The sequence below is a fragment of the Wenyingzhuangia sp. IMCC45467 genome (assembly GCF_054111205.1).
Genome location: NZ_CM134196.1, coordinates 2,313,135 through 2,339,628, shown reverse-complemented (window position 1 = coordinate 2,339,628; position 26,494 = coordinate 2,313,135). Strand labels below are relative to the sequence as shown.

The following is a 26,494-nucleotide window of genomic DNA, read 5'->3' as shown; positions in this document are numbered from 1 at the left end:
ATGAAAAATAAAATTATAACAGCAATTTTCAGTATCAGTTTGTTAATGAATTGGAGTTGTACAGATTTAGAAGAACAAGTTTTAGATGAGTCTTTAAAAGGAACCACAGGGGCAACACAACCTGTTAGTGGAGCATTGTCTGCTGCATACGGTAATATGTCACAAACTTTTAGACATACAAGGTATTTTGGTTTGGTAGAATTGGCTACCGATGAAGCTATTTTACCTCCTCGTAATGGTAAAAATGGAGCGGGTACACAGTGGCAAGATGGTGATAGATATGTAGGATTACATACACACAATTTTCCAACAGCAAACAGTTTAATTACAGAGTCTTGGGACTATCTTACAACAGATATCTCTAGAACTGTAACAGCTATTGAATCTTTATCGGCACTTGCACAAGTTGGTGACAACGAAGCACAGTTAGCAGTGTATGAAATGAGAGCTTTAAGAGCATATTATAATATGTTGGTTTTAGATAGTTGGGGAATTGTTTTTAAAAAAGAAACATCTAATGAAACTTCACAAATTCTTCGAGGTCAAGAAGCAATAGAGTATATTGAAAATGAATTTACTTCTGTAGTGACTCTAATGAGTGATAATATTGGACCAGGGAGAATAACTCAATCAGCAGTTTATGGTTTTTTAGCAAAGTTGCATTTAAATGCAGCCGTGTATCGTGATCCATATGGAACGCCAGACTTTAAAAAGGAGGATATGGATAAAGTTATAGAGTACACCGACAATGTTATTAATTCTGGAAAATTTTCTATATCTCCAGAGTATTTTGATTTGTTTAATGATGAAAATCACGATAATCCTGAAATTATTTTTGCTGTAGACCAAAGAGGAGTGTTAAAAAATGATCAAAACCGTTGGGCTTATTGGTCTATGTCTGGTTCTTTGTTTCCAAGACCTGATGATTTTTATATTGGAATGGATGGAACTGATGGACCTGCTATTACCTCAGATTTTTATCAAACTTGGGTAGATGCTTATGGTAATGAAGATCCTGCTAGAGATGCAAGATTCTATCAAAAAAATGCTGAGGTTCCTACTGGGTTAGAAGATTTAACAGGCTTAAACCCAACAAACGATGCAGATCATTATTACTGTGTGGGTGATGAAGATGGAGATGGTGTAAATGATTTTGAAATGGATAGGGGTATTTTACGTGGTACTATTTGGGCTCCTAGAAAAATAGACTTTAACAAATCTAACGGAGCCATGACTTGCGATGAGGGATATAGAATTTATCCATTGGCAGAAATTAGAGAAAATGGAACAGGTGGAGTGGCTTATTATGTAGACCATACAGAGGAAATTAACTTTTCGCCAACCATTGGTTATGCAAGTGGATATCGTGTGGCTAAATGGCAGTTTAGTAAAACCTCTGAAAACGGAAATACTTATAGTAGTGTAGATCTTGTATTGTTACGTTATGCAGATATTTATTTAATGCGTGCTGAAGCAAAACTTAGAAATGGTGATGCAGCTAGTGCTCTTACAGATGTAAACTTTGTAAGAAGTGAAAGAACAGCTCGTCCTGATCAAACACCACCAGCGTTATCATCATTAGATTTAGAAGTTCTTTATCGTGAACGTGGTTTTGAATTTTATTGGGAAATGGCCAGAAGAACAGACATGATTCGTTTTGGACATTATGAAGATACGTGGACAGAAAAAACAGATGCTGATCCTAAAAAGAGATTGTTTCCAATACCCCAAAATGCTGTGGATGGAGCTACAAATGTTCCTGGATACTTAGAACAAAATTCAGGTTACTAATAAATAGTTAAACCCAAAGCTTATTACAAAAGCCAAAGAGGTTTCCTTTTTGGCTTTTTAACTTCATACAATGTACAAAATGAATAAAATTATAAAATTATCCCCTGTATTTATGGCAATATTGTTTTTGGCATCATGCTCTAAAAAACAACAAATAAAAACAGAACCACAAGAGTCGCTAAACATCATTTTTATGGTGGGAGATGGAATGGGAATTCCACAAGTATCTAGTGCTTTTTATTTTGGTAAAGAAATACCAAATTTTAAACAATTTAAATCTATAGGTTTAAGTAGAACCTCAAGTGCTAGTCATTTAATTACCGATTCTGCTGCAGGAGCAACAGCCTTTTCTACAGGAGAAAAAACATACAAAAGAGCCATTGGTGTTTCTAAAGACACCATTTCTTTACCTACTATATTAGAGCAGTTACAAGCTAAAGGATATCAAACAGGTTTGGTAAGTTTAACATCTTTAACCCATGCCACACCTGCTGCTTTTTATGCACATGTAAAAGATAGAGATATGCACGAAGAAATTGCAGATTACTTGGTCAATGCTCATGTTGATTTTTTAGCTGGAGGAGGAAAAAAGTTTTTATCACAAAGAAAAGATGGGAGAAATCTGTATGATACTTTAATCAAACAAAATTATAAGTTAGATACTTTGACTTTGTCAGATATTGATACTACAAGACCTAATGCTTTTTTACTTTCGGATAATGAATTGCCTAATAAAATTCAAGGAAGAAAAGATTTTTTACCAGAAGCAACTCAAAAAGGATTGGATTATTTTTCTGCTAACAAAAAGCCATTCTTTTTTATGGTAGAAGGTTCTTTTATAGATTGGGGAGGTCATGCCAAAGATGACAAAATGATGATTGAAGAAGTCTTAGATTTTGATAAAACAATTGGAGTAGTTTTAAATTTTGTTAAAACACATCCTAATACTTTAGTTGTTGTAACAGCAGATCATGAAACGGGAGGTACTAGTATTGGAAAGTTTTATGAAGAGGATAAAAATGGTAAAAAAATAGAAGTACCAAATAAAGTTCAGGTGTATTTTAATACCGATCAGCATAGTACGGAATTAGTACCTGTATTTGCTATGGGTAAAGGTGAAGAATTGTTTAGAGGTGTTTATGAAAACAATGAAATTTACCACAAATTTATAAAGGCTATTGGTAACTAAGTAGCCTTTTGTTTTTGTTTAAAAGCAGATGCCATCTATTTCTCATGGTGGCATCTTTACAAATTATTTTAATATGTTTTATAGCTTGCACAAATTAATTGTGTGTGTGTTTATTTGCAGTGTGACTGCTGTATATGCGCAATCATCACAAATACATTCACACAATAATTATAGTCAAAAAGTTCCGTTTTGGAATGCTTTTTCTGTAGGTGTTAATTCCATAGAAGCAGATGTGTTTTTAAAAAAAGGAAGATTATATGTAACCCATTCAGAAAATGAAATTCAAAAAGATAAAACTTTAGAAACTTTGTATCTAAAACCTATTATGGAGGTTTTAGAAAAAAAAATAGAATTTAAAAATTTACAGTTGGTAATTGATGTTAAATCTGATGCGGTAAAAACCATAAAAAAAATTGAAAATATATTAAAAAAGTATCCTAAAATAATCAATCACTCTAATATCAAAATTGTTATTTCAGGAAATAGGCCTAAGCCAGAAACATACTTTAAATACCCATCGTATATAAATTTTGATTATCAAGAAATCAACACATCATTATCATTAAAAAACTTAGCTAAAGTAGCCATGGTTAGTACTAGTTTTAAAGATTATTCAGTGTGGAATGGAAAAGGGAGATTGACACATGATGATTTTGATAAAGTAATGGCAGTGATTAAAAGGTTAAAAACATTTAACAAACCAATTCGTTTTTGGGCAACACCAGATTCTAAAACAGCTTGGAAAACCTTTGTAGGTTTAGGGGTAGATATCATCAATACAGATCAGCCTCAAAAATGTACCGAATATATTAACACGTTAGAGCATAGAACTGCAAAATCAATTATAAAATCAGAAGTTTATCACCCTACCTTTGATCATGAAATAAAGCAACTAAAAAAGGTTAAAAATATTATTCTAATGATAGGTGATGGAAATGGATTGTCACAAATTTCATCGGCTACACTGGCAAATAATAAAGAATTAACCCTTACACAAATAAAAAATATTGGATTTATTAAAACCCAATCTACAGATGATTTTACTACAGATTCAGCAGCAGGAGGAACTGCTTTTGCTACTGGTAAAAAATCATATAACAGAGCCATTGGGGTAGATACAAATGGAAGTAAAATCCCTAATATTACAGAAGTTTTACACGCGTATAATTTTGCAACAGGCTGTATTACTACAGATGAAATTACAGGAGCAACTCCTTCTACATTTTATGCTCATCAAAAAGATAGGGGTTTAGAACAAGAGATTGCCAAAGATTTGTTAACAAGTAAATTAGATTTTTTTGCAGGAGGAGGTTACAATAAGTTTAAAGACTTAGAAATAGATAAAGTTTTTAAAGTAATAACAAAAACAAGTCAGTTACAAAACACCAGTAAAAACTCTAGGGTTGGAGTCTTTTTTTCAAAAAAAGGAGTTCCTTCTATAGTAGAAGGAAGAGGTAATCTATTGGCAGAAACAACAAAAGATGCCTTAGCATTTTTAAATAAAAAAGAACAGCCTTTTTTTATAATGATAGAAGGAGCTCAAATAGATACTTTTGGACATTTTAATGATACAGAAGGAATTATAAACGAAGGGATTGATTTTGATAGAGCAATTACCGAAGCGATTAAATTTGCTGATACAGATGGAGAAACTTTAGTCATAATTACTGCTGATCATGAAACCTCGGGGTTTAGCGTTTCTAGCGGAAACGTAGAAGAACATCAAATAGAAGGAGGTTTTATTACACACGATCATACTGCTACAATGGTTCCTGTTTTTTCTTATGGTCCACAATCAGATAAATTTAGAGGAGTTTATGAAAACAATGAAATTTTTCATAAAATATTAGAAGTATTACAAATTGAAAAAAAATAAGATACATGAAATATATGGTCTTTAATACTGTGTAATATACATTGGTGCTAAGGTTTAAACGGAATGGGGTTTTAATAGATGACTTACTTAGCGTTAAAATCAATTTATTTTGTTGTAAAATTTATAGTAATATGTCAAAATTGATGTGATTTTTGTATAAAATTCATCGGGAGTCCTAATTAATTTATATTAAAGTCAAAAATGTCCTAATTTAGGAGGCTTCATAAAACAAATAGTATATTTGTCCATATAATTATTGAATATGAGTTATACAAAAAAAGAACAAGAAGCTTTAGATTATCATGAAAAACCACAACCTGGTAAAATAAAGGTAGTCCCTACTAAAAAATATGCAACACAAAGAGATTTAGCTTTGGCTTACTCTCCAGGAGTAGCTACTCCGTGTTTGGCTATTGAAAAAAATCCAGAAGATGCTTATAAGTATACATCAAAAGGAAATTTAGTGGCTGTAATTTCAAACGGAACAGCAGTTTTAGGTTTGGGAAATATTGGGGCTTTGGCAGGGAAACCTGTAATGGAAGGAAAAGGATTGTTGTTTAAAATTTTTGCTGATATAGATGTTTTTGATATTGAAGTTGATACCGAAGATGTTGATAAATTTATTGAAACAGTAAAAGCTATTGCTCCAACTTTTGGAGGAATTAATTTAGAAGACATCAAAGCTCCAGAAGCATTTGAAATTGAAAGAAGATTAAAAGAAGAGTTGGATATTCCTGTAATGCACGATGACCAACATGGAACTGCTATTATTTCTGCAGCTGCCTTAAAAAATGCAGTTGAAATTACTGGAAAAGACATTACAAAAATAAAAGTAGTAGTAAATGGAGCGGGAGCTGCAGCTATTTCTTGTACAAAATTATATAAAGCCTTAGGAGTTTCTGAACAAAACATCTTAATGTGCGATAGTAAAGGTGTTATTAGTACCAAACGAGATGATTTAAATGAGCAAAAACAAGAATTTGCTGTAGATACAGAATTTACAACTTTAGAAGAAGTAGTAAATGGAGCAGATGTGTTTATTGGGTTGTCTGTAGCAGGTGCTTTAACTCCAGAAATGTTAAAAACAATGGCAGCAGACCCAATTGTTTTAGCCATGGCAAACCCTACTCCAGAAATTGATTACGATTTAGCATTGGCAACTCGTGAAGATGTAATTATGGGAACAGGTCGTTCAGATTTTCCTAACCAGGTGAACAATGTACTAGGTTTTCCATTTATTTTTAGAGGAGCTTTAGATGTTAGAGCTACTGCTATTAACGAAGAAATGAAAATGGCAGCAGTGCATGCTTTGGCAGACTTAGCTAAGAAAAATGTACCAGAACAAGTAAATATAGTTTACGGAGAAAAGAATTTACAATATGGTAGAGAATATATCATTCCTAAACCTTTTGATCCTAGATTAATCTATGAGTTACCTCCTGCTATTGCCAAAGCAGCAATGGATAGTGGAGTGGCAAAAAAACCTATTAAAGATTGGGATGCTTATGTGCATGAATTAATGGAGCGTTCAGGTTCTGGAAGTAAATTTGAACGTATGTTGGTTTCTAGATCTCAAAAAGATCCTAAGCGAGTTGTGTTCCCAGAAGCAGAACATATGAACGTGTTAAAAGCGGCTCAAATTGTTTCTGATGAAGGAATAGCAAGACCTATTTTATTAGGAAATGTTGAGTTGATTAAGGCTTTAAAAGAAGAGATTGGTTTTGATACTGAGGTTGAAATCATTGATCCTAAAAGCGAGGAGTACAGTGATAAAGTAGAGTTATATGCAGAAAAGTATTGGGCAAAACGTCAGCGAAAAGGAATACGTTTGTTAGATGCTCAAAAACATATGGTTACTCGTAATTATTTTGCAGCTATGATGGTAAATGTAGGTGATGCTGATGCAATGGTATCAGGTTATTCTAGAAATTATCCATCTACAGTAAAGCCAATTTTTGAAACTATCGGGAAAAGACCTGAAGCTTCTAGAATTGCAGCTGCCAATATTATGATTACTGAAAAAGGACCGTTAATTTTTACTGATACAACTGTAAATATAGATCCTAGCTCTGAAGTTTTGGCAAATATTGCAGAATTGGCAAGTGGTATGGCACAAATATTTGCCATTGAACCTCATATAGCCATGTTGTCTTATACAAATTTTGGAGGAGTAGAAAGTACAGGGGTTGCTAAAGTGCAAAAAGCAGTAGAGATTTTAAAAGATAAAAGACCAGATTTAACGGTAGATGGTCCTATTCAGGCTGATTTTGCTTTAAACCATGATTTGTTAGAAAAACAATTTTCTTTTTCTGATTTAATGGGAAAGGAAACAAATACATTTATTTTTCCTAGTTTAGATGCAGCTAATATTTCTTATAAAATGATTAAGGAATTAACGGATGCTACATCAATTGGACCAGTGTTAATGGGACTTAATAAGCCTGCACATGTAGTTCAGTTAGGAGCAAGTGTAGAAGAAATTGTTAATATTACTGCCGTTGCGGTAATTGATGCACAAAATCAATAATAAATGATTACCCATTTAAAAGGTAAACTTGTAGAAAAAAATCCAACTTACGCCATTGTAGAATGCAATGGCGTTGGTTATTTTTTAAATATATCATTAAATACATTTTCTCAAATACCAGACATGGAGTCTGTAATGCTCTATACACAGTTAATTGTTAGGGAAGATGCGCATACATTGTATGGATTTATTTCTATATTAGAGCGAGAAATTTTTAAATTGTTAATATCTGTTTCTGGTATTGGTCCAAGCATTGCAAGGACTATGTTGTCATCATTAACAACCGAAGAAATACAAAAAGCATTGGCTACAGAAAATGTAGCCGTAATACAGTCAGTTAAAGGAATTGGGGCCAAAACTGCACAAAAAGTGATTATTGAATTAAAAGACAAAATAGTCAAAACTTACGATATGGAAAATATTGTTGTTTCTGCAAACAATAGTATTAAAGAAGAAGCGTTATCTGCTTTAGAAGTATTAGGTTTTGTCAAACGTCAAGCAGAAAAAACAGTCACAGCTATTTTAAAAGAATCGCCAGATTTAGATGTGGAGAAATTGATAAAACTAGCTTTGAAAAAACTATAAAAACTAAACTAAAACAAAACATTGAAAAGCTTTTCCCGAATAATATTTTTATTATTAGGTCTTGTGGTAACATACAATAGTTACGGACAAGAAAAGGAAAATGACACCATTAATACAGAAAATAAAAAAAGAGCTTATTCTTTTAATAATCATTCTGAAGGGGTGTTATACCTAAACAATCCCACAGAAAAACAAGTAGAATACGATCCTAAGATTGGGAGATATATTGTTAGAGAAAAAATAGGAAATACTAGTTTTACCACTCCAAAATACTTAACAGAAAAAGAATATCAAGACTATAGGTTAAAAAAAGATATTCAAGATTATTTTAAATCCAAAGCTAGAGCTGTTGATGGTCTTAGAGATGATTCTCAAGAAAATCAAAAAGATTTACTGCCTACATTTTACGTAAATAATAGCTTTTTTCAATCTGTTTTTGGAGGTTCAGAAATTAAATTAATTCCTAGAGGTTCTATTACACTTCGTTTTGGTTTGTTATATCAAAATGTTGAAAATCCTTTGTTGTCAGAAGAAAATAGAAAAAGTTATACTCCAGAGTTTGATCAACAAATTAGAGCTAGTTTAACAGCTAAAGTTGGAGAAAGGTTAACGGCTGATATTAATTACGATACACAGTCTACTTTTTCATTTCAAAATCAAGTAAAATTAGCTTACGAACCTACCGAAGATGATGTCATCAGAAGTATAGAGGTGGGAAATGTAAACATGGATGTAAAGAACAACTTAATTAGTGGTTCACAAAGTCTGTTTGGAGTAAAAACAAAGTTGCAGTTTGGGGCAACATCAATTACAGGAGTTTTTTCTCAACAACAATCTCAAACTAAAAATGTAATGGCAGAAGGTGGTTCTGCCTTGTCTCAGTTTGAGCTAAGGACTACCCAGTACGATAATAACAGACACTTTTTTATAGCACAATACTTTAGAAATAGATATAATGATGCCTTGTCTGAATTACCCTTAATTAATTCAGCCGTGCAAATTACAAAGGTTGAGGTTTGGGTAACCAACAGAAATACCAATACACAAGATGTTAGAAATATTGTTGGTTTGGTAGATTTGGGAGAGTCTGGAACAGATAAATACAATTCATCTCAATCTAACATAACCAATACTACTCAAGTAACACAATCTCCTACAGCACAATTAATTCCTAGAAATGAGGAAAATAGTTTAAACCAATACGTGGGTACACAAAACAATCAGTTAAGAGATGTGCAAAATGTTCCTGGAGAGTTGTCGGGGTTTAACCAAGGTGCAGAATATGCCATTGTAGAAAATGCTAGAAAATTAACTGCTAACGAATTTACATACCATCCACAGTTGGGGTATGTATCATTAAATTCTCGTTTAAACGATGGGGATGTTATGGCTATTGCCTATGAATATACTTATAACGGACAAGCGTATAGAGTAGGAGAATTATCTACCGATGGAATTGAAAGTGATAAAAATATTGTGGTAAAATTAATTAGACCACAATTGATAGATACCCAAGCTATTGTATGGAATTTAATGATGAAGAATATTTATTCTTTAGGAGCATATGATATGCAAAGAGATGGTTTCCGTTTAGATTTATTATACAGAGATGATGCCACTGGTCAAGCTACAAATAACTTATTAAGAGCAAAAGAAGAAATAAAAAATAGAACTATCTTAAATATTACCAATTTAGATAGGTTAGATGCCAATAACAATTTAACAAGACAGAGTGGTAATAATTATAAAGGAGATGGTTTTTTTGATTATGTAGAAAACTTAACAGTAGATTCTAAAAACGGAAGTATTATTTTTCCAACCATTGAGCCTTTTGGTAGAGATTTAGAAGCAATTTTAACAGATCAAGAAGATATAGATAAATATGTGTTTAACGAACTGTATACCACAACAGCTTCTGTGGCAGAAAATGACAATCAAAATAAAGATAAGTTTTTAATTAAAGGACAATATAAATCTAGTGCTTCAGATGGAATTTCTTTAGGAGCTTTTAATGTGCCAAGAGGGTCGGTTACCGTAACAGCAGGAGGAATTGTGTTGGTAGAAGGAATAGATTATACCGTTGATTATTTTGCAGGTAGGGTAAAAATCATCAATCCATCAATAGAAGCTTCGGGTCAAGCGGTTAATGTATCTTTAGAAAACAATACTTTTTTTAATCAGCAAAGAAAAACATTTGTTGGATTTGATGTAGAGCATAAGTTTAGTGATGATTTTGTGCTTGGAGCCACTTATTTAAACATTAGTGAAAGACCTATAAGTAATAAGGTACAGTTTGGGCAAGATCCTATTAATAACTCTATGTATGGGTTAAATTTTAATTACAGTACAGAGGCTCCATTGCTTACAGATTTGGTTAATTATTTACCAAATGTTGATACAGATGCCCCTTCTAATATTTCTGTAAGAGGAGATATAGCTTATTTAAGACCTAATACTCCAAGCAGTATAGATATTGGAGGAGAAGCGACTACTTATGTAGATGATTTTGAAGGAGCTCAAATACCTATTAATATAGGAACGGCACAAAGTTGGTCGTTGGCAAGTGCACCAGTTAGTTTTGACGGATTGGATTTTGGAGAAGCCAATGATAATAGTGTAGATTATGGAAAACAACGAGCAAAATTAGCTTGGTATACCATTGATCAATTATTTTATAGCAACACCTCATTAAAACCGAGTAATATAGATCCTAATGAAATCTCCAGAGCAGAAGTAAGACCTGTGCAAAGTCTTGAGTTGTTTCCTGAAAGAAATTTAGACATTACACAAAGAACCAATCTCCAAACATTTGACCTTACTTATTATCCTAATGAACGTGGTCCTTATAATTATGAGGCTGTTTCTAATTCATCAAGACCAGAAGAACTCAACAATCCTGAGCAACGTTGGGCTGGTATTACTAGGGGATTAACTACTACAGATTTCCAAAGATCTAATGTTCAGTATATAGAGTTTTGGGTGCAAGATCCATATCAAAACTATAGCATAACAAATGCTGAAGGTATTGTAACCAACCCAAACCCAACCAATCAAAACGGAACATTATACATTAATTTAGGAAGTATATCCGAAGATATTTTAAAGGATAATAGAAAAGTTTTTGAAAACGGATTGCCAGAAGATGGGAGTACTTCATCGGGAATAGATCAAACAAATTTGGCCAATGTTCCTACAGAAAAATCATTGTTATATGCATTTGATACAGGTGATGAAACCAGAAGAAATCAAGATGTTGGTTTAGATGGAATGAGTGATGCTGAGGAAAGAAATAGATTTCCAGATTTAGCGAGTTTAGAAGATCCTTCATCAGATAACTACCATTTCTTTAGAGGAAGTGATTTAGATAGTCAAAATGCTTCTATTTTAAAAAGATATAAGAACTACAATAACACCCAAGGAAACTCGCCAACCGCAACGTTGTCTCAAGAATCTTATCCTACATCGGCTACCAATAATCCCGATGTAGAAGATGCAGATAGAGATCAAACCATGAACACTTTAAATGCTTACTGGCAGTATAAAATAGATTTGTCTCAAAATAATTTAAGTAAAACCACAAACCCTTATATTTTTGATGAGAGAACCACAACGGTAACTTTAGAAAACGGGACAGATAGACAATTTAAATGGTATTTGTTTAGAGTGCCTATTGCTAATGGTAGGTCTATTGGAGGGATTAATAGTTTTCAATCAATACGTTTTATGCGTATGTTCTTAACCGATTTTGAAATTCCTGTTGCCCTACGTTTTGCAGAATTGCAATTGGTTAGGGGAGATTGGAGAATTTACGATCAGATTATTGATGAAAATGACAATTTAACCCCAAGAGATTTAACCGATACCGAAAATTTAGTAGAAACCGGAACGGTAAATATTGAGGAGAATGAAAATAGAGTTCCTATCAACTATATTTTACCGCCTACCATTACCAGAGAAAACTTACAAGGTACATCTAATGTATTACAACAAAACGAACAATCTTTAAGTGTAACAGTAGATCAACTTGAGCAAGACAATACTATTGGAGTTTATAAAAATGTAAATGTAGATATGCGTATGTTTAAGCGTTTAAAAATGTTTATTCATGCCGAAGAATTGGCTGCTAACACCGTAAATGATGATGATTTAATAGCTGTAATTCGTTTAGGAAGTGATACCAATGACAACTATTACCAAATAGAAATTCCTTTAAAAATGACAGATGTTCCAAATTTTGGAACAAGTAATGCTTTGGGAGCTTATGCTGTTTGGCCAGAGGCGAATAACTTAGATGTTTCTTTAACAGATTTAACCAGTCTAAAGTTAGAGAGAGATGATGTTGGGGCAAGTTCTTTAAATGTATACCCTGCCACGGTAAACAATTCTGTTGTGGTGTTAAGGGTAAAAGGAAATCCAAATTTATCTAACGTACGAACCATTTTTATGGGGGTTAAAAATAAAGATGTTACTCAAAAATCTGCTGAGGTTTGGTTCAATGAACTAAGAATGTCAGGTTTTGATAATCAAGGAGGATGGGCAACCAAAGTTTCTGCCGATGCAAATATTGCAGATTTTGCTAAAATAGCTTTAAATGGAGGATATCAGTCTATAGGATTTGGTAGTATAGATCAGAGTGTAAACGAAAGAAGCCAAGAAGAAATTAAAAATTATAGCGTTAACACAAGCGTAAATGTTGGTCAGTTACTACCTAACGATTGGAATGTTAAAATTCCTGTAAACTATACTGTTTCAGAGGAAATAAGAACCCCGAAATTTGATCCTAAATACGAAGATGTATTGTCTAAAGATACTAGAGATGTTAATCCAAATAGTAATAGTATTGATGTTAAGAGTAAAAGACGAAGCATTAGTTTAATCAATGTTAAAAAAGATAGGGCCGATGGTAGTTTGCGAAAACCTCAGGTATACGATATAGAAAATTTTAGTGTTTCCTATAGTTATAGTGATGCTGTTAACGAAAGTTATACCATTGAAAAAGACATCAAACAAAGTGTAAATGCATCTGCTAATTATGCGTTTAAGTTTAAGCAAATTGAAGTAACTCCGTTTAAAAATACAGATTTGTTTGAAAACAAAAATTTAAAACTAATCAAAGACTTTAATTTTAATTTATTACCATCTTCTATTGGAGTAAACAGTGCAATTAAAAGAAATTATAGTGAGTACAAAACTAGAGATTTGTTAAATACCACTAATGTTCCTGGTAGTATTCCAATTCCAACTTTAAAACAGCGTAACTTTTTATTTGATTGGAACTATAATATTGGTTACCAATTAACCAGTGCTATTAATGTAGCTTTTGAGGCGAGTAATAATTATATATACGATACTTATGAACGTGATGGAACCTCAGACGATGTAATTGAAAACATGGATTTGTATTCTGATTTCTTTAATATTGGTAGACCAAGTAACTATGCACAGAGTTTATCTGCTAGTTATAAAATTCCTATTGATAAACTTCCGTTGATGAGTTTTGTTACGGCAGATTATTCTTATTCAGGAAACTTTAATTGGCAAGCTGCTTCACCCTCATTTGTAGAAAAAGTGGGGAATACTATTCAGAACAGTCAAACACATAACTTTACTAGTAATTTAAATTTTTCTAAACTATATTCAGAAATTGGGTTAGAAAAACTGTTTTCATCTTCTAAAAAGAAAGCAAAAATGCCATCCGTAGGTAGAGGAAAAAAGTCTAATGGAGTATCTGTAGGTGGTTTTATTTACGATTTATTAAGCGCTATCAAAACAGCAAAATTTAGTTATAATAGAAATACAGGTAGTTCTTTAAACGGATATGTTCCGGAAATAGGATTTTTGGGTAGAAACAAATACAATGGTGGTTATGCACCTAGCTTGGCTTATGTTTTTGGACAGCAAACTAATATACTTCAAAACGCTGTGACTAACAATTGGTTATTAGGTAGGTCTGGAGCTACAACAGATGTGATTTACAATAAAAATTATGCAGAAAACTTAGTAACAAGTACAAATTACGATGTTACTATTAAGCCTATAAATGATTTAAATATTCAGCTTACAGGAAATAGAACCTATTCAAGCAGTTCTCAACAACAGGTAGATTATATAACTGGTAAAAATAACATTGAAGCTTCTCAAGTAAATAAATATGGTAATTTTAACATATCGTATTCTTTAATAAAAACAGCTGTAAACTCAAATGCAGATGAGTTGTTTGGGAACTTTGTTAATAATAGAGCAAAAGTGGTTGGTCAAATTCATCCAACCTATCAGGCAGATGTAAATGCAGGAACAGGAACTTTAGATCAGGCACTAAACAGTCAAGAAGTATTAATTCATTCTTTTATATCAGCATACAGTGGTAATGATGTACAGAGTAGTAGTAAAACTATTTTTAAAAGTGTACCAATTCCAAATTGGCAGTTAACTTATAGAGGATTCATGAAAGTAGGTTTTATTAAAGATAACTTTAGCAACTTTACCATAACACACGGATATAATTCATCCTATACCATTAATAATTTTTCAAGTAATTTAAATTCCGATACAACCAACCCATTTCAGTCTAATTATATTTATTCTGGTGTTACTTTGGTCGATGCCTTTTCACCTTTGATAAAATTAGATGTGAAATTAAAAAACTCATTGTCTTTTAGAGGAACTGTTAACACAAATAGAACCTTGTCTTTAAACTTAAACAACACCACTTTATCCGAAGTTTTAGGAAATGAATATGTTTTTGGAATAGGTTACAGAATTAAAGATGTTGCTGTTAAAACAAGATTTTTAAAACAAAGAAAAACCCTAAAAGGCGATGTTAATATTAAAGCAGATGTTTCTTACAGAACCGATGTTACCACAGTAAGAAGTATTGATGCATCTGCAAGTCAGCCAGTAGGAGGGCAAAATTTATTAGGAATTAAAGTTGCGGCGGATTACAATTTAAGTCGTAGTTTTACGGCGAGCTTGTATTATGATCAAAACGTATCTAGTTATGCAATATCAACATTGTATCCTAGACAATCAATTAATGCAGGATTAAGTATAGTATATAACCTAGGAAATTAAAAAATAAAGAAATGAACTTTCCAGAAGAATTAAAGTACACAAAAGATCACGAATGGGTAAAAATTGAGGGAGATGTAATTGTAATTGGGGTTACAGATTTTGCTCAAAGTGAATTAGGAGACATTGTATATGTTGATGTAGATACATTAGATGAAACAATAGAAGAAAATGAAGTGTTTGGTTCTATAGAAGCTGTTAAAACAGTTTCAGATTTGTTTATGCCCATTACAGGAGAGGTAATTGAGTTTAATGAAGACTTAGAAGACGAGCCAGAATTGGTAAATTCTGATCCTTATGGAAAAGGATGGATGATTAAAGTAAAACCAAATAATATTAAAGATGTTCAATCTTTATTAGATGCTACAGCGTATAAAGAAATTATTGGAGCGTAACAGCTTGTTTTTTGCTATATGTTCTAGTTTATTGGTTTTAGTGTTAAGTTTGATAAATATGGAAAATGTTCCAAACTTTTCAGTTTCATATACCGATAAATTTGAACATGTATTGGCTTATGCAGTAATTTCGTTCTTTTGGATGTTATCCTGTAAATTAGGCAAAATAAACTTAAGTTTTTTAAGTTTGTTGTTAATAATTATAGGATATGGTATAATTATTGAGATATTACAAATGAGCATAACGAGTCATAGAACAGGTGATTTGCTTGATGTTATGGCAAATTCTATAGGTGTAATTTTAGGATATATATTTTTAAAAATCCTTAGTCGTATATATTTGCAAGTCTAATTCTAATTTCGTTATTTTAGCAAACTAAAATTCAATTCAACTGAATAAACAATGGAAGTTAAAAAGAATCCAAAATCTAATCTTGAAAATTTTAGCAAAGTTTTTACCTTGCTAGGATTGGTTTTGGCTTTATATATAGTCTATGTGGCTATTGAGAGCAAGACCTATGACAGAGTTGTAGAGGAACTACAATCAGTAACCTTACAATCTGATGAGGTGGAGACCATGGTGATGACACAAATTAAACCACCATCAGCACCGCCACCACCACCGCCACCACCGCCACCACCAACACCAGAACAATTTGAAAAAGTTGAAGATGATGTTGAGATTGAAGAAGTCGTTATCCAAACTACTGATGTAGAGGTTGAAGATGTTATTGATATTGAGGCTGTAGAATATAGTGATGAAGGTGAAGAAGTAACATATGAAGATGTCCCTTTTGCTGCAATTCAAAATCCTGCAATTTTCCCAGGGTGTGAAAAAGCAAAAGATAAAAAAGCTTGTTTTAGTGAAAAAGTAAACAAGTATATTAGTAGAAACTTTGACATTGGTTTGGCAGAAGAATTAGGACTAAGTGGAGTTCAGAGAATGGCAGCTATGTTTAAAATTGACATTAATGGAAATGTTTCTGAAATTAGAGTAAGAGCACAAAACCCAGAGTTGCAAAAAGAGTTCGAAAGAACTTTAAAAGGATTGCCGCAAATGGTACCTGCAAGTCAAAATGGTAGAAAAGTAAACTTATTATTCTCTTTACCTTTAGTTTTTAGAGTAGAATAGTTAAAGTTTAACATAGATATTAAAAAAAAGCGTAACATAATTGTTACGCTTTTTTTTGCGTAAATAATAATATTTTAACATAAAGTAAACTAGTAGGTTACATGTCTTTTGTTTTTTTGATTTAAATAAAAAAATATATAGATATGAAAAAAATTACTTTAGGATTAATGACATTGCTAACAGGTTCTTTGTTTGCTCAAATTTCACAAGGAGATATCGCCTTTGTAGGTTATAATTCAGATGGAGATGATGATTTTGCAATAGTAGCTTTAACAGATATACCTTCTAATAGCACAATTTATTTTACGGATAGTGAGCCAAATGCAGCAGGTACGGGAATGAATGATGAGGCCGAAGGAGTTGTTACGTGGAGTACAGGGGCTTCAGTAATAAATGCAGGAACTGTTGTTGTGTTTACAGATGTTGATAGTGAGTCAAATCCGTCTTTTGGAGTTTCAGTAGGTGTTATTAGTAGAAGTACTGGTTTTAGTTTTGCTGCAACTGGAGAAGAACTTTTTGCTACTTTGGGTAATCCTGCTAATAATGAGGTAACGGTTTGGTTAACTGGAATTGAAGTTCACGATGATGGTAGACCCGAAAATTTTAGTACAACAGGATTAACACCAGGTACTGATTATTTTGTGATGGACAGGTTTGCAAGTGTTGATGCTTGTAAATATACTGGAACAAGGGTTAATAAAACGGTTAATGAATACAAATCTTTGATTAATGTAGATCATGCAGATAACTGGACTTACCATAACTCAGATGGAGAGACACTTCTTCCATTTGACACCACTGCTTTTACTTTTACAACATTATCAACTTCAACACAGGTTTTAGAAGGGTTGTTATTGTCTGTAAATAATGGAAAAATAAGATCAAACATAGGCGAAATCATAAGTGTTTATAATGTCTTAGGGAGAGAAGTAGTAAATCAAAATTTATCTAAAGGACTATATGTTGTGGTGGTAAAAAAAGGAGCTGTAGAGGCTAACTATAAAATTGCCTTTTAGTTAATAATAAATAAATTAAAAAACTTTATTTATTTAGGTAGAATGTTTTGTTTTTGGCATACCATTTGTAAAACAATAACTAGTTTAGAATATAGTTTTTCATAGTTTTAGTTTAAGAATTCCCCTTAGAAAATTTCTAAGGGGAATTCTTTTTTTAAGTCATGCTTTGGCATGGGCTTTGTAATTAATTTAACATAGTTTTTTATAGTTTAGTTTTTCAAGAATTCCCTTTAGCAGTTTATCTTCTAAAGGGAATTCTTTTTTTAGTTAATAATAATGCATTCTTAAAGGTTTAAATACTTTCCCTATCTTTGCAGCTAATTTTATGTTTAACTAAATTCATATAGCATGCAACTGTATAATAAGTTAAGCGCAGAAGAACGTGCGCAATTAATTGATGAAGCGGGAAAAGACCGTTTAACTATTTCATTTTACCAATATCATCATATTGGAAATCCACAAGTTTTTAGAGATCATTTGTTTATCACCTGGGATAAATTGGAGGTGCTAGGAAGAATATATGTAGCCAAAGAAGGAATAAATGCTCAATTATCTGTGCCTGCAGATAGGTTTCACGAATTTAAAGCCCATCTTGATAGTATTTCCTTTTTAAAAGATATAAGATTAAATGTAGCCATTGAACAAGACAATAAATCTTTCTTAAAATTAAAAGTGAAGGTAAGAGATAAAATTGTAGCCGATGGTTTAAATGATGATTTGTTTGATGTTACCAATAAAGGAGTTCACCTAGATGCCGAAGGATTTAATAAATTATTAGAAGATCCTAATACCATTTGTGTAGATATGCGTAACCATTACGAAAGTGAAATAGGTCATTTTGATGGAGCTATTACTCCAGATGTAGACACATTTAGAGATTCCTTAGATATTATAGAAGCAGATTTAAAAGATCATAAAGAAGATAAGAACTTGTTAATGTATTGTACAGGAGGTATTCGTTGTGAAAAAGCAAGTGCTTATTACAAACACAAAGGTTTTAAAAATGTATTTCAACTAGAAGGTGGAATTATAGAATACACTCGTCAGGTAAATGAAAAAGGATTAGAAAACAAGTTTAAAGGAAAAAACTTTGTGTTTGATCACAGAAAATCAGAAAGAATATCAGAAGATGTAGTTTCTAATTGTCATCAGTGTGGAGAGCCTTGTGATACTCATGTAAACTGTGCTAATGAGGCTTGTCATTTGTTGTTTATTCAGTGCGACTCTTGTAATAAAAAAATGGAAGAGTGTTGTTCTGATGAATGTAAAGAAATTAATGCTTTACCGTACGAAGAGCAAAAAGAACTAAGAAAAGGAAAATCTAACAGTAATAAAATATTTAAAAAAGGTCGATCAGAAGTTTTAAAGTTTAAAAAATAAGACTTTTTAAAACAATAAAAAAGACGATAGTATAAGATTAGTTTTACTTTCTGTTAGAATAATTCTATCTTTAAAAATTGATAAAAACCAACAATATTGTTGGTTTTTAGTTAAATTACTAATCTTACACTTAGTGTGAATAATATATAAATAATATGAGCTGTACTAGTTGCTCAACTAAAGACGGTGGTGTACCTAATGGCTGCAAAAGCAATGGGAGTTGTGGTACCGGAAGTTGTGATAAATTAACAGTTTTTGACTGGCTTTCTAACATGGAATTGCCCACAGGTCAAAAACCATTTGATATTGTTGAAATCCGTTTTAAAAACGGACGTAAACATTTTTATAAAAACGAGAAAAATTTTCAATTAACAATTGGTGAAGTAGTGGCTGTAGAAGGAAATCCAGGTCACGATATAGGTACGGTTTCTTTAACAGGAGAATTGGTTAAAATTCAAATGAAAAAGAAAAAAGTGGCTATTGATAGCGAAGAGGTAAAGAAAATATATAGAAAAGCTACTGTTAAGGACATTGAAACATGGGAAACAGCTAGAAATAGAGAGATTGAAACTCAAAAAAGAGGAAGAGAAATCATTATTAGGTTAGGTCTTAAAATGAAACTTTCTGATGTTGAGTATCAAGGAGATGGAAACAAAGCTACTTTTTACTACACAGCAGATGATCGTGTTGATTTTAGACAGTTGATTAGAGAATTGGCTTCGGCATTTTCTATTAGAGTAGAAATGAGGCAAGTTGGTTTACGTCAAGAAGCAGCACGTTTAGGAGGAGTAGGTTCTTGTGGTAGGGAACTATGCTGTTCTACTTGGTTAACAGATTTTAGAAAAGTAAATACAGCAGCAGCAAGATATCAACAATTGTCTTTAAACCCTCAAAAACTTGCCGGACAATGTGGAAAATTAAAGTGTTGTTTAAATTATGAATTAGATACTTATTTAGATGCTTTAAAAGGATTTCCATCTCAGAGTACGATGTTAAAAACAGTAAAAGGATTGGCTGTTTTTGTAAAAATGGATATTTTTAAAGAAACCTTATGGTATACTTATAAAGATGACAAATCTAAATGGTTTAAGCTTACTTTAGAGCAGGTTCAAGAAATTTTAGAGGAAAATAAACAAGGGAATTCAGTTGATGGTCTTGAAGAGTATGATGCTGAAAACATTGAAGAAACCAAAGTCGATTTTGAAAATGTGGTTGGTCAAGATAGTTTAACTCGTTTTGATGAGCCTAAGCAAAAATCTAGACGTAGAAAAAACAATCGTTCTAGAAATAATAATAAACCAGCTGCAAAAGGAGGAACTCCAAGAACAAATAATCCTAAAGAAAATACTGCAGAGGGGGGATTACCTAATAAACAACCTACAAGAAAGCCAAATAACCGTAGAAAGAACAATGCTAATAAACCTAAAGGAGAAAATCCAAATACAAGAGTAGAGGGTAAAGCAGTTACAGATACAAATCAGTCAAACAAACCTAGGCCACAGAGAAAACCTCAAAGGAAAAAACCTCAAGGAGAAGGAACTCCTAAAAAGGCAGTAAATCCAAATCAGGTTGCTAATAATGCAGCAAAAACTGGTGAAGGAGCTCCAAATACGAATAAACCTAGACGTAGAAATAACAGAAAAAGACCTAACAAACCAAATAATGGGCCTGCTAAGAGTGAATAAAATTATTTATTTAATATTCTTTATTAGTTGTATTTCTTGTGATGCCAATAAGGAATACGATTCTTACCAATCTATGAAAAACGGTTTGTGGAATTTAGAAGAACCTGTAATTTTTGAAGTTGATATAGAAGACACCAAATCACAACAAAATGTGTTTTTAAACGTTCGTACAGATAGTCAGTATCAGTATAGAAATTTATATGTGATAAGTAAAATGATTTTGCCAAACGGAGCCATTTTACAAGATACTTTAGAGTATGAAATGGCAGATGCTTTTGGGAATAGTTTAGGAGATGGAATGACGGATGTAAAAGAAAATAAACTTTATTATTTGGAGAAATATAGGTTTACAAAAAAAGGAACTTATACGTTTGAATTCTATCAAGCTATGAGAAAAAGAGGAGAGATAGAAGGACTTCAAGAATTAAAAGGGGTTACAGATGTTGGCCTTAGAATAGAAAAAATACAAGAATAATAGTTATAGCATGGATAAGAAAAAAACAACTAAACCGAATAACGCTTTTTATTTAAAGGTATTTTGGGCTTTGTTTTCATTTTCTATATTAAGCGTATTTATCATTTTTTTATTGGTAAGTATGGGAGCTTTTGGAAAATTGCCAACTTTTGAGGAATTAGAAAGTCCAGAGAAAAATTTTGCCTCAGAAATTATATCATCAGATGGTGTAACCTTAGGAAAATATTTTAGAGAAAACCGAACACCTGTTAGCTTTGATGAATTGCCAAAAAGTTTGGTAGATGCTTTGGTAGCTACAGAAGATGAACGTTTTTTTGAACACTCCGGGATAGACTTTTTTAGTTTGGCTAGAGCCATTGCAAAATTAGGACAAGATGGAGGAGGAAGTACCATTACACAACAATTGGCAAAACAACTGTTTACTGAAAACTATGGAACTAGAAATATTGTAAAACGTATTGCCCAAAAATTAAAAGAATGGGTAATTGCTGTAAAATTAGAAAAGCAATATACTAAAAACGAAATCATAACTATGTACTTAAACAAGTACGATTTCTTGTATAATGCTATTGGAATTCGCTCAGCTTCAAGAATTTACTTTAATAAAGAGCCGAGTGAATTAACAATTGAGCAATCGGCTATTTTAGTTGGAATGGCAAAAAATCCATCTTTGTACAATCCTAGAAGATTTCCTGAAAATGCAACAAAAAGACGTGCTACCGTTTTTGGTCAATTAGAAAGAAACGGATTTATTACAGAAGTAGAAAAAGATTCTTTAAACGCATTACCATTAGAAATAGACTATACTCCAGAAGGACACAGTGATGGTCATGCTACTTATTTTAGAGAATATTTAAGAGACTACTTAAAAAGTTGGATAAAAAATCACCCAAAACCAGATGGAAGTTATTATGATATATATTCAGATGGATTAAAAATTTATGTGACTTTAGATTCACGAATGCAAAATTATGCAGAACAGGCTGTAGATGAACACATGTCAAATCTGCAACGTATCTTTTTTAAAGAACAAGCAAGGAACAAAACAGCTCCTTTTTACGATTTAGACAATACACAAATTGCTAAAACTATGTGGAATGCAGTGCGTACCACAGACAGATATAAAACTTTAAAAGCTAAAGGATTGAACAAAAAACAAATCCTTGAAAATTTTAAAGAAAAAAGAAAAATGAATGTTTTTGATTGGAAAAAAGGGAGTAAAGATACTGTAATGTCTCCTTATGATTCTATAAAGTATTACAAAACATTTCTACATTCAGGTTTGTTAGCCTTAGAGCCTCAAACAGGGCATATTAAAGCTTGGGTAGGTGGAATAAACCATAAGTATTTTAAATACGATCATGTAAAGCAAGGAAAAAGACAGGTTGGGTCTACTTTTAAACCCTTTGTTTATGCATCTGCCATCAATCAGTTTAGAATTTCTCCTTGTGAAAAATATCCTAATACACCTTTTACAATTCCAGCAGAAAAATATGGTTTGCCAGAAGATTGGACTCCAAAAAATGCAGGTGATGAGTACGGTGGAGAGTTGACTTTAAAACAAGCTTTGGCCAAATCTATCAATGTAATTACGGCAAGAATGATTGATAGAGTAGGACCATCAACCGTAGTACAATTAGCTAAAAAATCTGGAATTACTTCAGATATTCCTGCATACCCATCTATTGCTTTAGGAACTATTGATGCTAGTTTGTACGATATGGTAGGAGCTTATGCCATGTTTGCTAACAAAGGATTTAGAGTGCATCAAACAATGGTGATGCGTATTGAAGATAAAAACGGAAGTGTGTTGCAACGTTTTGTACCAGAGTCTGAAGAAGTGATGAGTGAAGAAGCTGCCTATGCAGTGTTAGATTTGCTAAAAGGAGTAACCTTAGAAGGGTCTGGAGTAAGGTTACGTAGTAAATGGGCAAGTCCTAGCACTAGAAGTGTTGCCACAGGTTGGCCTTATTTATTTACCAATCCTATTGCAGGAAAAACAGGAACTACACAAAATCAATCAGACGGTTGGTTTATGGGAGTAGTACCAAACTTAGCTGTAGGAGTTTGGACAGGTGCAGAGGAAAGAGCTACACATTTTAAAGGCATTACTTTTGGACAAGGAGCAAGTATGTCTTTACCTACTTGGGCATTATTTATGAAAAAATGTTATGCCGATGAAACTTTATCGGTTAGTCAAGAAGATTTTGAAATGCCTGAGAATTTTGGCATCGCAATTGATTGTGGTTCGTCTGAAGATGAAGTGGATGAAACATCATTAATAGAAACAAATCCAGATTTTTAAAGAAAGTATATGAAGATTATTTCCTACAACGTAAATGGTATTAGAGCAGCCATTAAAAAAGGATTTTTAGACTGGCTACAAGTAGCCAATCCAGATATTATTTGTTTGCAAGAAACCAAAGCACATAAAGAACAATTAGATTTATTGGCTTTTGAAAATTTAGGATATAAATATCATTATTGGTTTTCTGCTCAAAAAAAAGGGTACAGCAGTGTGGCGGTTTTGTGTAAAGAAGAACCAAACCATGTTGAATATGGAACGGGTATAGAAAGTATGGATTTTGAAGGTAGAAATTTACGTGTAGATTATGATACTTTTTCTGTAATGAGCTTGTATTTGCCATCAGGAACAAATGATGCTCGTTTAGATTTTAAGCTAAATTATATGGATGAATTTCTTGACTATATATCTGAGGTTAGAAAAGAAGTTCCAAATTTAATTATTTGTGGAGATTATAATATTTGTCATGAAGAAATAGATATTCATAATCCTAAACAAAATAAAAACACATCAGGATTTTTACCGGTTGAACGTGAATGGTTAACCAAATTCATTAATACTGGTTTTGTAGATAGTTTTAGACATCTTAATAAAGAACCTCACCATTATTCTTGGTGGAGCTACAGGGCTAATGCAAGAAATAATAATAAAGGTTGGAGAATAGATTATCATATGGTTACAGAAAATATGTTAGGTAGAATAGAGAGAGCTTATATTTTACCAGAAGCCAAGCATTCAGATCATTGTCCAATTGTTTTAGAAATATCAAAATAGAAATTAAATCACATGAAAAAAGTAATATTTTCAATCGTTGTAGCATCGTTATTAACAGGTTGTGTAACCAAACAAAGATTTACCGAATTGGCAGATAGGTATGATGAGTTAGCTGATACCAATGCAGATTTAATTGCTCGTAATGACAAGTTGATAAAAAATGAAATAGAGCAGAATAAAAAAATAAGAGATTTACAAGATTTAAAGCTGTACTATACCAATCAATCTAAAATATTAAATAAAGAAATTGATGCTACTTTAAAAAAATACGGAAAACTACAAGAAGCTTATGATGCTTTAGCTTCAAATAGTTCTTCTACAATTAGTGCCAAAGCACAAGAAAATCAAAAACTTTTAAATGAATTAGGAGCAAAAGAAACTAGTTTGTTTGAAAAAGAAGCCAATTTAGCAAAATTAACATCTGCATTAGATGCAAGATCTAAACGTATTCAAGATTTAGAGGCTTTAATAGCTAGTAAAGAAGCAGCAATGCAACAATTAAAAAGTGCTATTAGTAATGCTTTAAAAGGATTTGAAGGAAAAGGATTAACCGTAGAGCAAAGAAATGGAAAAGTATATGTTTCCATGGAAAACAAATTGTTGTTCGGTTCTGGACAATGGGCTGTGGGAGCAAACGGAAAATCTGCTGTAGTAGAGTTGGCAAGAGTATTGGTTCAAAACCCTACTATTGATGTATTGATAGAAGGTCACACCGATGATGATCCATATAGAAGTGGAGGTGTAATTCAAGACAACTGGGATTTGTCTGCAAAAAGAGCAACAGCTATTGTAAGAATTTTACAAGACAATAATGTGTCTCCTAAACAAATTACAGCTGCAGGTCATGGAGAATATATGCCAGTTGCTTCTAATGAAACACCAGAAGGAAAGGCAAAAAATAGACGTATAGAAATAATTTTGTCTCCAAATTTAGATGAGGTTACAAAATTATTAAATGAATAAATTGTTGATAGGTAGACAGATGAGGTTAGGGGTTGTGTTGTTTTTAATGGGTTTTTCTTTTTTTGTTGTACAAGCACAAAAGGATTCCCTGTCCAGAATAGATAAGAAGTTTGATAAAATAACGTTTGCAAATCCATATGTAAACGATACTATTGGAGAAAAGGAGTTAGCTAAAATAGATAGTTTATGGATTCAAAATATCTATAAATCGTCATTAATAGACAGTGTTTTTAACAGCTTACAGCCAATAGAAGATGAACAAATTATTGTTTGGGATGATTTGCCAACCGATACTTTAAAAAAACGTTTGTCAGTTATTAATTCTAAAACTCCTTTTCATTTAGAATATAATATTGAGCTAGAAAGGGTAATTAAAAGTTATTTAAAATACAGAAGGAGATATTATCCAGATATGATGGCTAGAGCCGAATATTATTTTCCGTTGTTTGAAGCTCAATTAGCAAATTATGAAATTCCCTTGGAAATTAAATATTTAGCTATTGTAGAATCTGCCTTAAAACCAAGAGCAAAATCTAGAGTAGGAGCAACAGGATTGTGGCAGTTTATGTATCAAACAGGTAAAATGTACAATTTAAAGGTAAGTTCATATGTAGATGAAAGACAAGACCCTGTAAAAGCAACAAAAGCAGCTTGTGAATACTTAGAGAGACTGTATCATAGTTTTAATGATTGGGATTTGGCTTTGGCAGCCTATAACTCTGGACCAGGAAACGTATCTAAAGCTATTAGAAGATCAGGAAATAGAACTAATTATTGGAATATTAGACCTTATTTACCAAAAGAAACAGCAGATTATTTACCTGCATTTTATGCAACCATGTATATTTTTGAATATGCAAAAGAACATCATATTGTAACCGAAGAACCTAGAATTCATCGTTTTGATGTAGATAGCATTCAAGTGAAACAGTTGCTTACTTTTCAGCAAATACATGATAAAATAGGTACCGATATTGAAATGTTGGAATTTTTAAACCCATCATATAAGTTAAACATTGTGCCTTATGTTGAAGGAAGAAATTATAAATTGGTTTTGCCCTTAAGAGATGCTTTATCTTTTGTAGATCATGAACAAGATATATATGATTATGCAACAGCTCAGGCCAATGAAAGAGAAAAACCGTTGCCAAAATATTTTGAAATGAATCAACGTATTCGTTACAAAGTAAAATCGGGAGATTATTTAGGGCTCATTGCAGAAAAACATGGAGTTTATGTTCGAGACATAAAAAAATGGAATAATTTATCGTCTACCAATTTAAAAATAGGTCAACGATTAACCATATATCCTAAACGATTGTAAAAGTTCTTT

The 26,494-nt window shown here is 32.2% G+C and carries 17 protein-coding genes; all 17 read left to right on the top strand.

Annotation, left to right across the window (positions count from 1 at the left end; genetic code table 11):
* The 17 genes from ACXGQT_RS10025 (at position 1) to ACXGQT_RS09945 (ending at position 26,485) form a co-directional block, all read left to right on the top strand.
* Positions 1-1,791, top strand: coding sequence for a RagB/SusD family nutrient uptake outer membrane protein (locus tag ACXGQT_RS10025; RefSeq protein WP_457828461.1), 1,791 nt, complete (start codon positions 1-3; stop codon positions 1,789-1,791).
* 79 nt (positions 1,792-1,870) lie between these two features.
* Positions 1,871-2,980, top strand: coding sequence for an alkaline phosphatase (locus tag ACXGQT_RS10020; protein WP_457828460.1), 1,110 nt, complete (start codon positions 1,871-1,873; stop codon positions 2,978-2,980).
* An 85-nt stretch (positions 2,981-3,065) separates the two neighbouring features.
* Positions 3,066-4,856: an alkaline phosphatase gene (locus ACXGQT_RS10015; protein WP_457828459.1), complete on the top strand. Its 1,791-nt coding sequence runs from the start codon at positions 3,066-3,068 to the stop codon at positions 4,854-4,856.
* A 262-nt stretch (positions 4,857-5,118) separates the two neighbouring features.
* Positions 5,119-7,383 (top strand): NADP-dependent malic enzyme, encoded by a 2,265-nt coding sequence (locus ACXGQT_RS10010; RefSeq protein WP_457828458.1) that lies wholly within the window; start codon positions 5,119-5,121, stop codon positions 7,381-7,383.
* 3 nt (positions 7,384-7,386) lie between these two features.
* Positions 7,387-7,968 carry a Holliday junction branch migration protein RuvA gene (gene ruvA / locus ACXGQT_RS10005; protein ID WP_457828457.1) on the top strand — a complete coding sequence of 194 codons (582 nt, stop codon included), beginning with the start codon at positions 7,387-7,389 and terminating at the stop codon, positions 7,966-7,968.
* A gap of 21 nt (positions 7,969-7,989) precedes the next feature.
* Positions 7,990-15,039 carry a T9SS outer membrane translocon Sov/SprA gene (gene sov, locus ACXGQT_RS10000; RefSeq protein ID WP_457828456.1) on the top strand — a complete coding sequence of 2,350 codons (7,050 nt, stop codon included), beginning with the start codon at positions 7,990-7,992 and terminating at the stop codon, positions 15,037-15,039.
* Between the two features lie 11 nt (positions 15,040-15,050).
* Positions 15,051-15,431 (top strand): glycine cleavage system protein GcvH, encoded by a 381-nt coding sequence (gcvH, locus tag ACXGQT_RS09995; protein ID WP_457828455.1) that lies wholly within the window; start codon positions 15,051-15,053, stop codon positions 15,429-15,431.
* 58 nt (positions 15,432-15,489) lie between these two features.
* A complete protein-coding gene (locus ACXGQT_RS09990) occupies positions 15,490-15,783 on the top strand; it encodes a VanZ family protein (RefSeq protein WP_457828454.1) in 294 nt (97 codons plus the stop codon).
* 51 nt (positions 15,784-15,834) lie between these two features.
* Positions 15,835-16,563 carry an energy transducer TonB gene (locus tag ACXGQT_RS09985; protein WP_457828453.1) on the top strand — a complete coding sequence of 243 codons (729 nt, stop codon included), beginning with the start codon at positions 15,835-15,837 and terminating at the stop codon, positions 16,561-16,563.
* A gap of 143 nt (positions 16,564-16,706) precedes the next feature.
* Positions 16,707-17,579 carry a hypothetical protein gene (locus tag ACXGQT_RS09980; RefSeq protein WP_457828452.1) on the top strand — a complete coding sequence of 291 codons (873 nt, stop codon included), beginning with the start codon at positions 16,707-16,709 and terminating at the stop codon, positions 17,577-17,579.
* 348 nt (positions 17,580-17,927) lie between these two features.
* Entirely contained in the window at positions 17,928-18,959 is a 1,032-nt protein-coding gene (gene trhO / locus ACXGQT_RS09975; protein ID WP_457828451.1) for an oxygen-dependent tRNA uridine(34) hydroxylase TrhO, read from the top strand.
* A 155-nt stretch (positions 18,960-19,114) separates the two neighbouring features.
* On the top strand, positions 19,115-20,644 hold the full coding sequence (locus ACXGQT_RS09970) for a PSP1 domain-containing protein (protein WP_457828450.1): 1,530 nt from the start codon (positions 19,115-19,117) through the stop codon (positions 20,642-20,644).
* Positions 20,637-21,119: a gliding motility lipoprotein GldH gene (locus tag ACXGQT_RS09965; RefSeq protein ID WP_457828449.1), complete on the top strand. Its 483-nt coding sequence runs from the start codon at positions 20,637-20,639 to the stop codon at positions 21,117-21,119. Before ACXGQT_RS09970 ends, ACXGQT_RS09965 begins: the two co-directional genes overlap by 8 nt.
* A 10-nt stretch (positions 21,120-21,129) precedes the next feature.
* Positions 21,130-23,424 carry a penicillin-binding protein 1A gene (locus ACXGQT_RS09960; protein WP_457828448.1) on the top strand — a complete coding sequence of 765 codons (2,295 nt, stop codon included), beginning with the start codon at positions 21,130-21,132 and terminating at the stop codon, positions 23,422-23,424.
* 9 nt (positions 23,425-23,433) lie between these two features.
* The gene (locus ACXGQT_RS09955) at positions 23,434-24,198 is read left to right on the top strand and encodes an exodeoxyribonuclease III (protein WP_457828447.1); all 765 of its coding nucleotides are present in this window, start codon (positions 23,434-23,436) and stop codon (positions 24,196-24,198) included.
* A gap of 12 nt (positions 24,199-24,210) precedes the next feature.
* Positions 24,211-25,161 carry an OmpA family protein gene (locus tag ACXGQT_RS09950; protein WP_457828446.1) on the top strand — a complete coding sequence of 317 codons (951 nt, stop codon included), beginning with the start codon at positions 24,211-24,213 and terminating at the stop codon, positions 25,159-25,161.
* Entirely contained in the window at positions 25,154-26,485 is a 1,332-nt protein-coding gene (locus tag ACXGQT_RS09945) for a transglycosylase SLT domain-containing protein (protein WP_457828445.1), read from the top strand. The genes ACXGQT_RS09950 and ACXGQT_RS09945 overlap by 8 nt, the downstream gene beginning before the upstream one ends.
* The last annotated feature ends 9 nt before the right edge of the window (positions 26,486-26,494 follow it).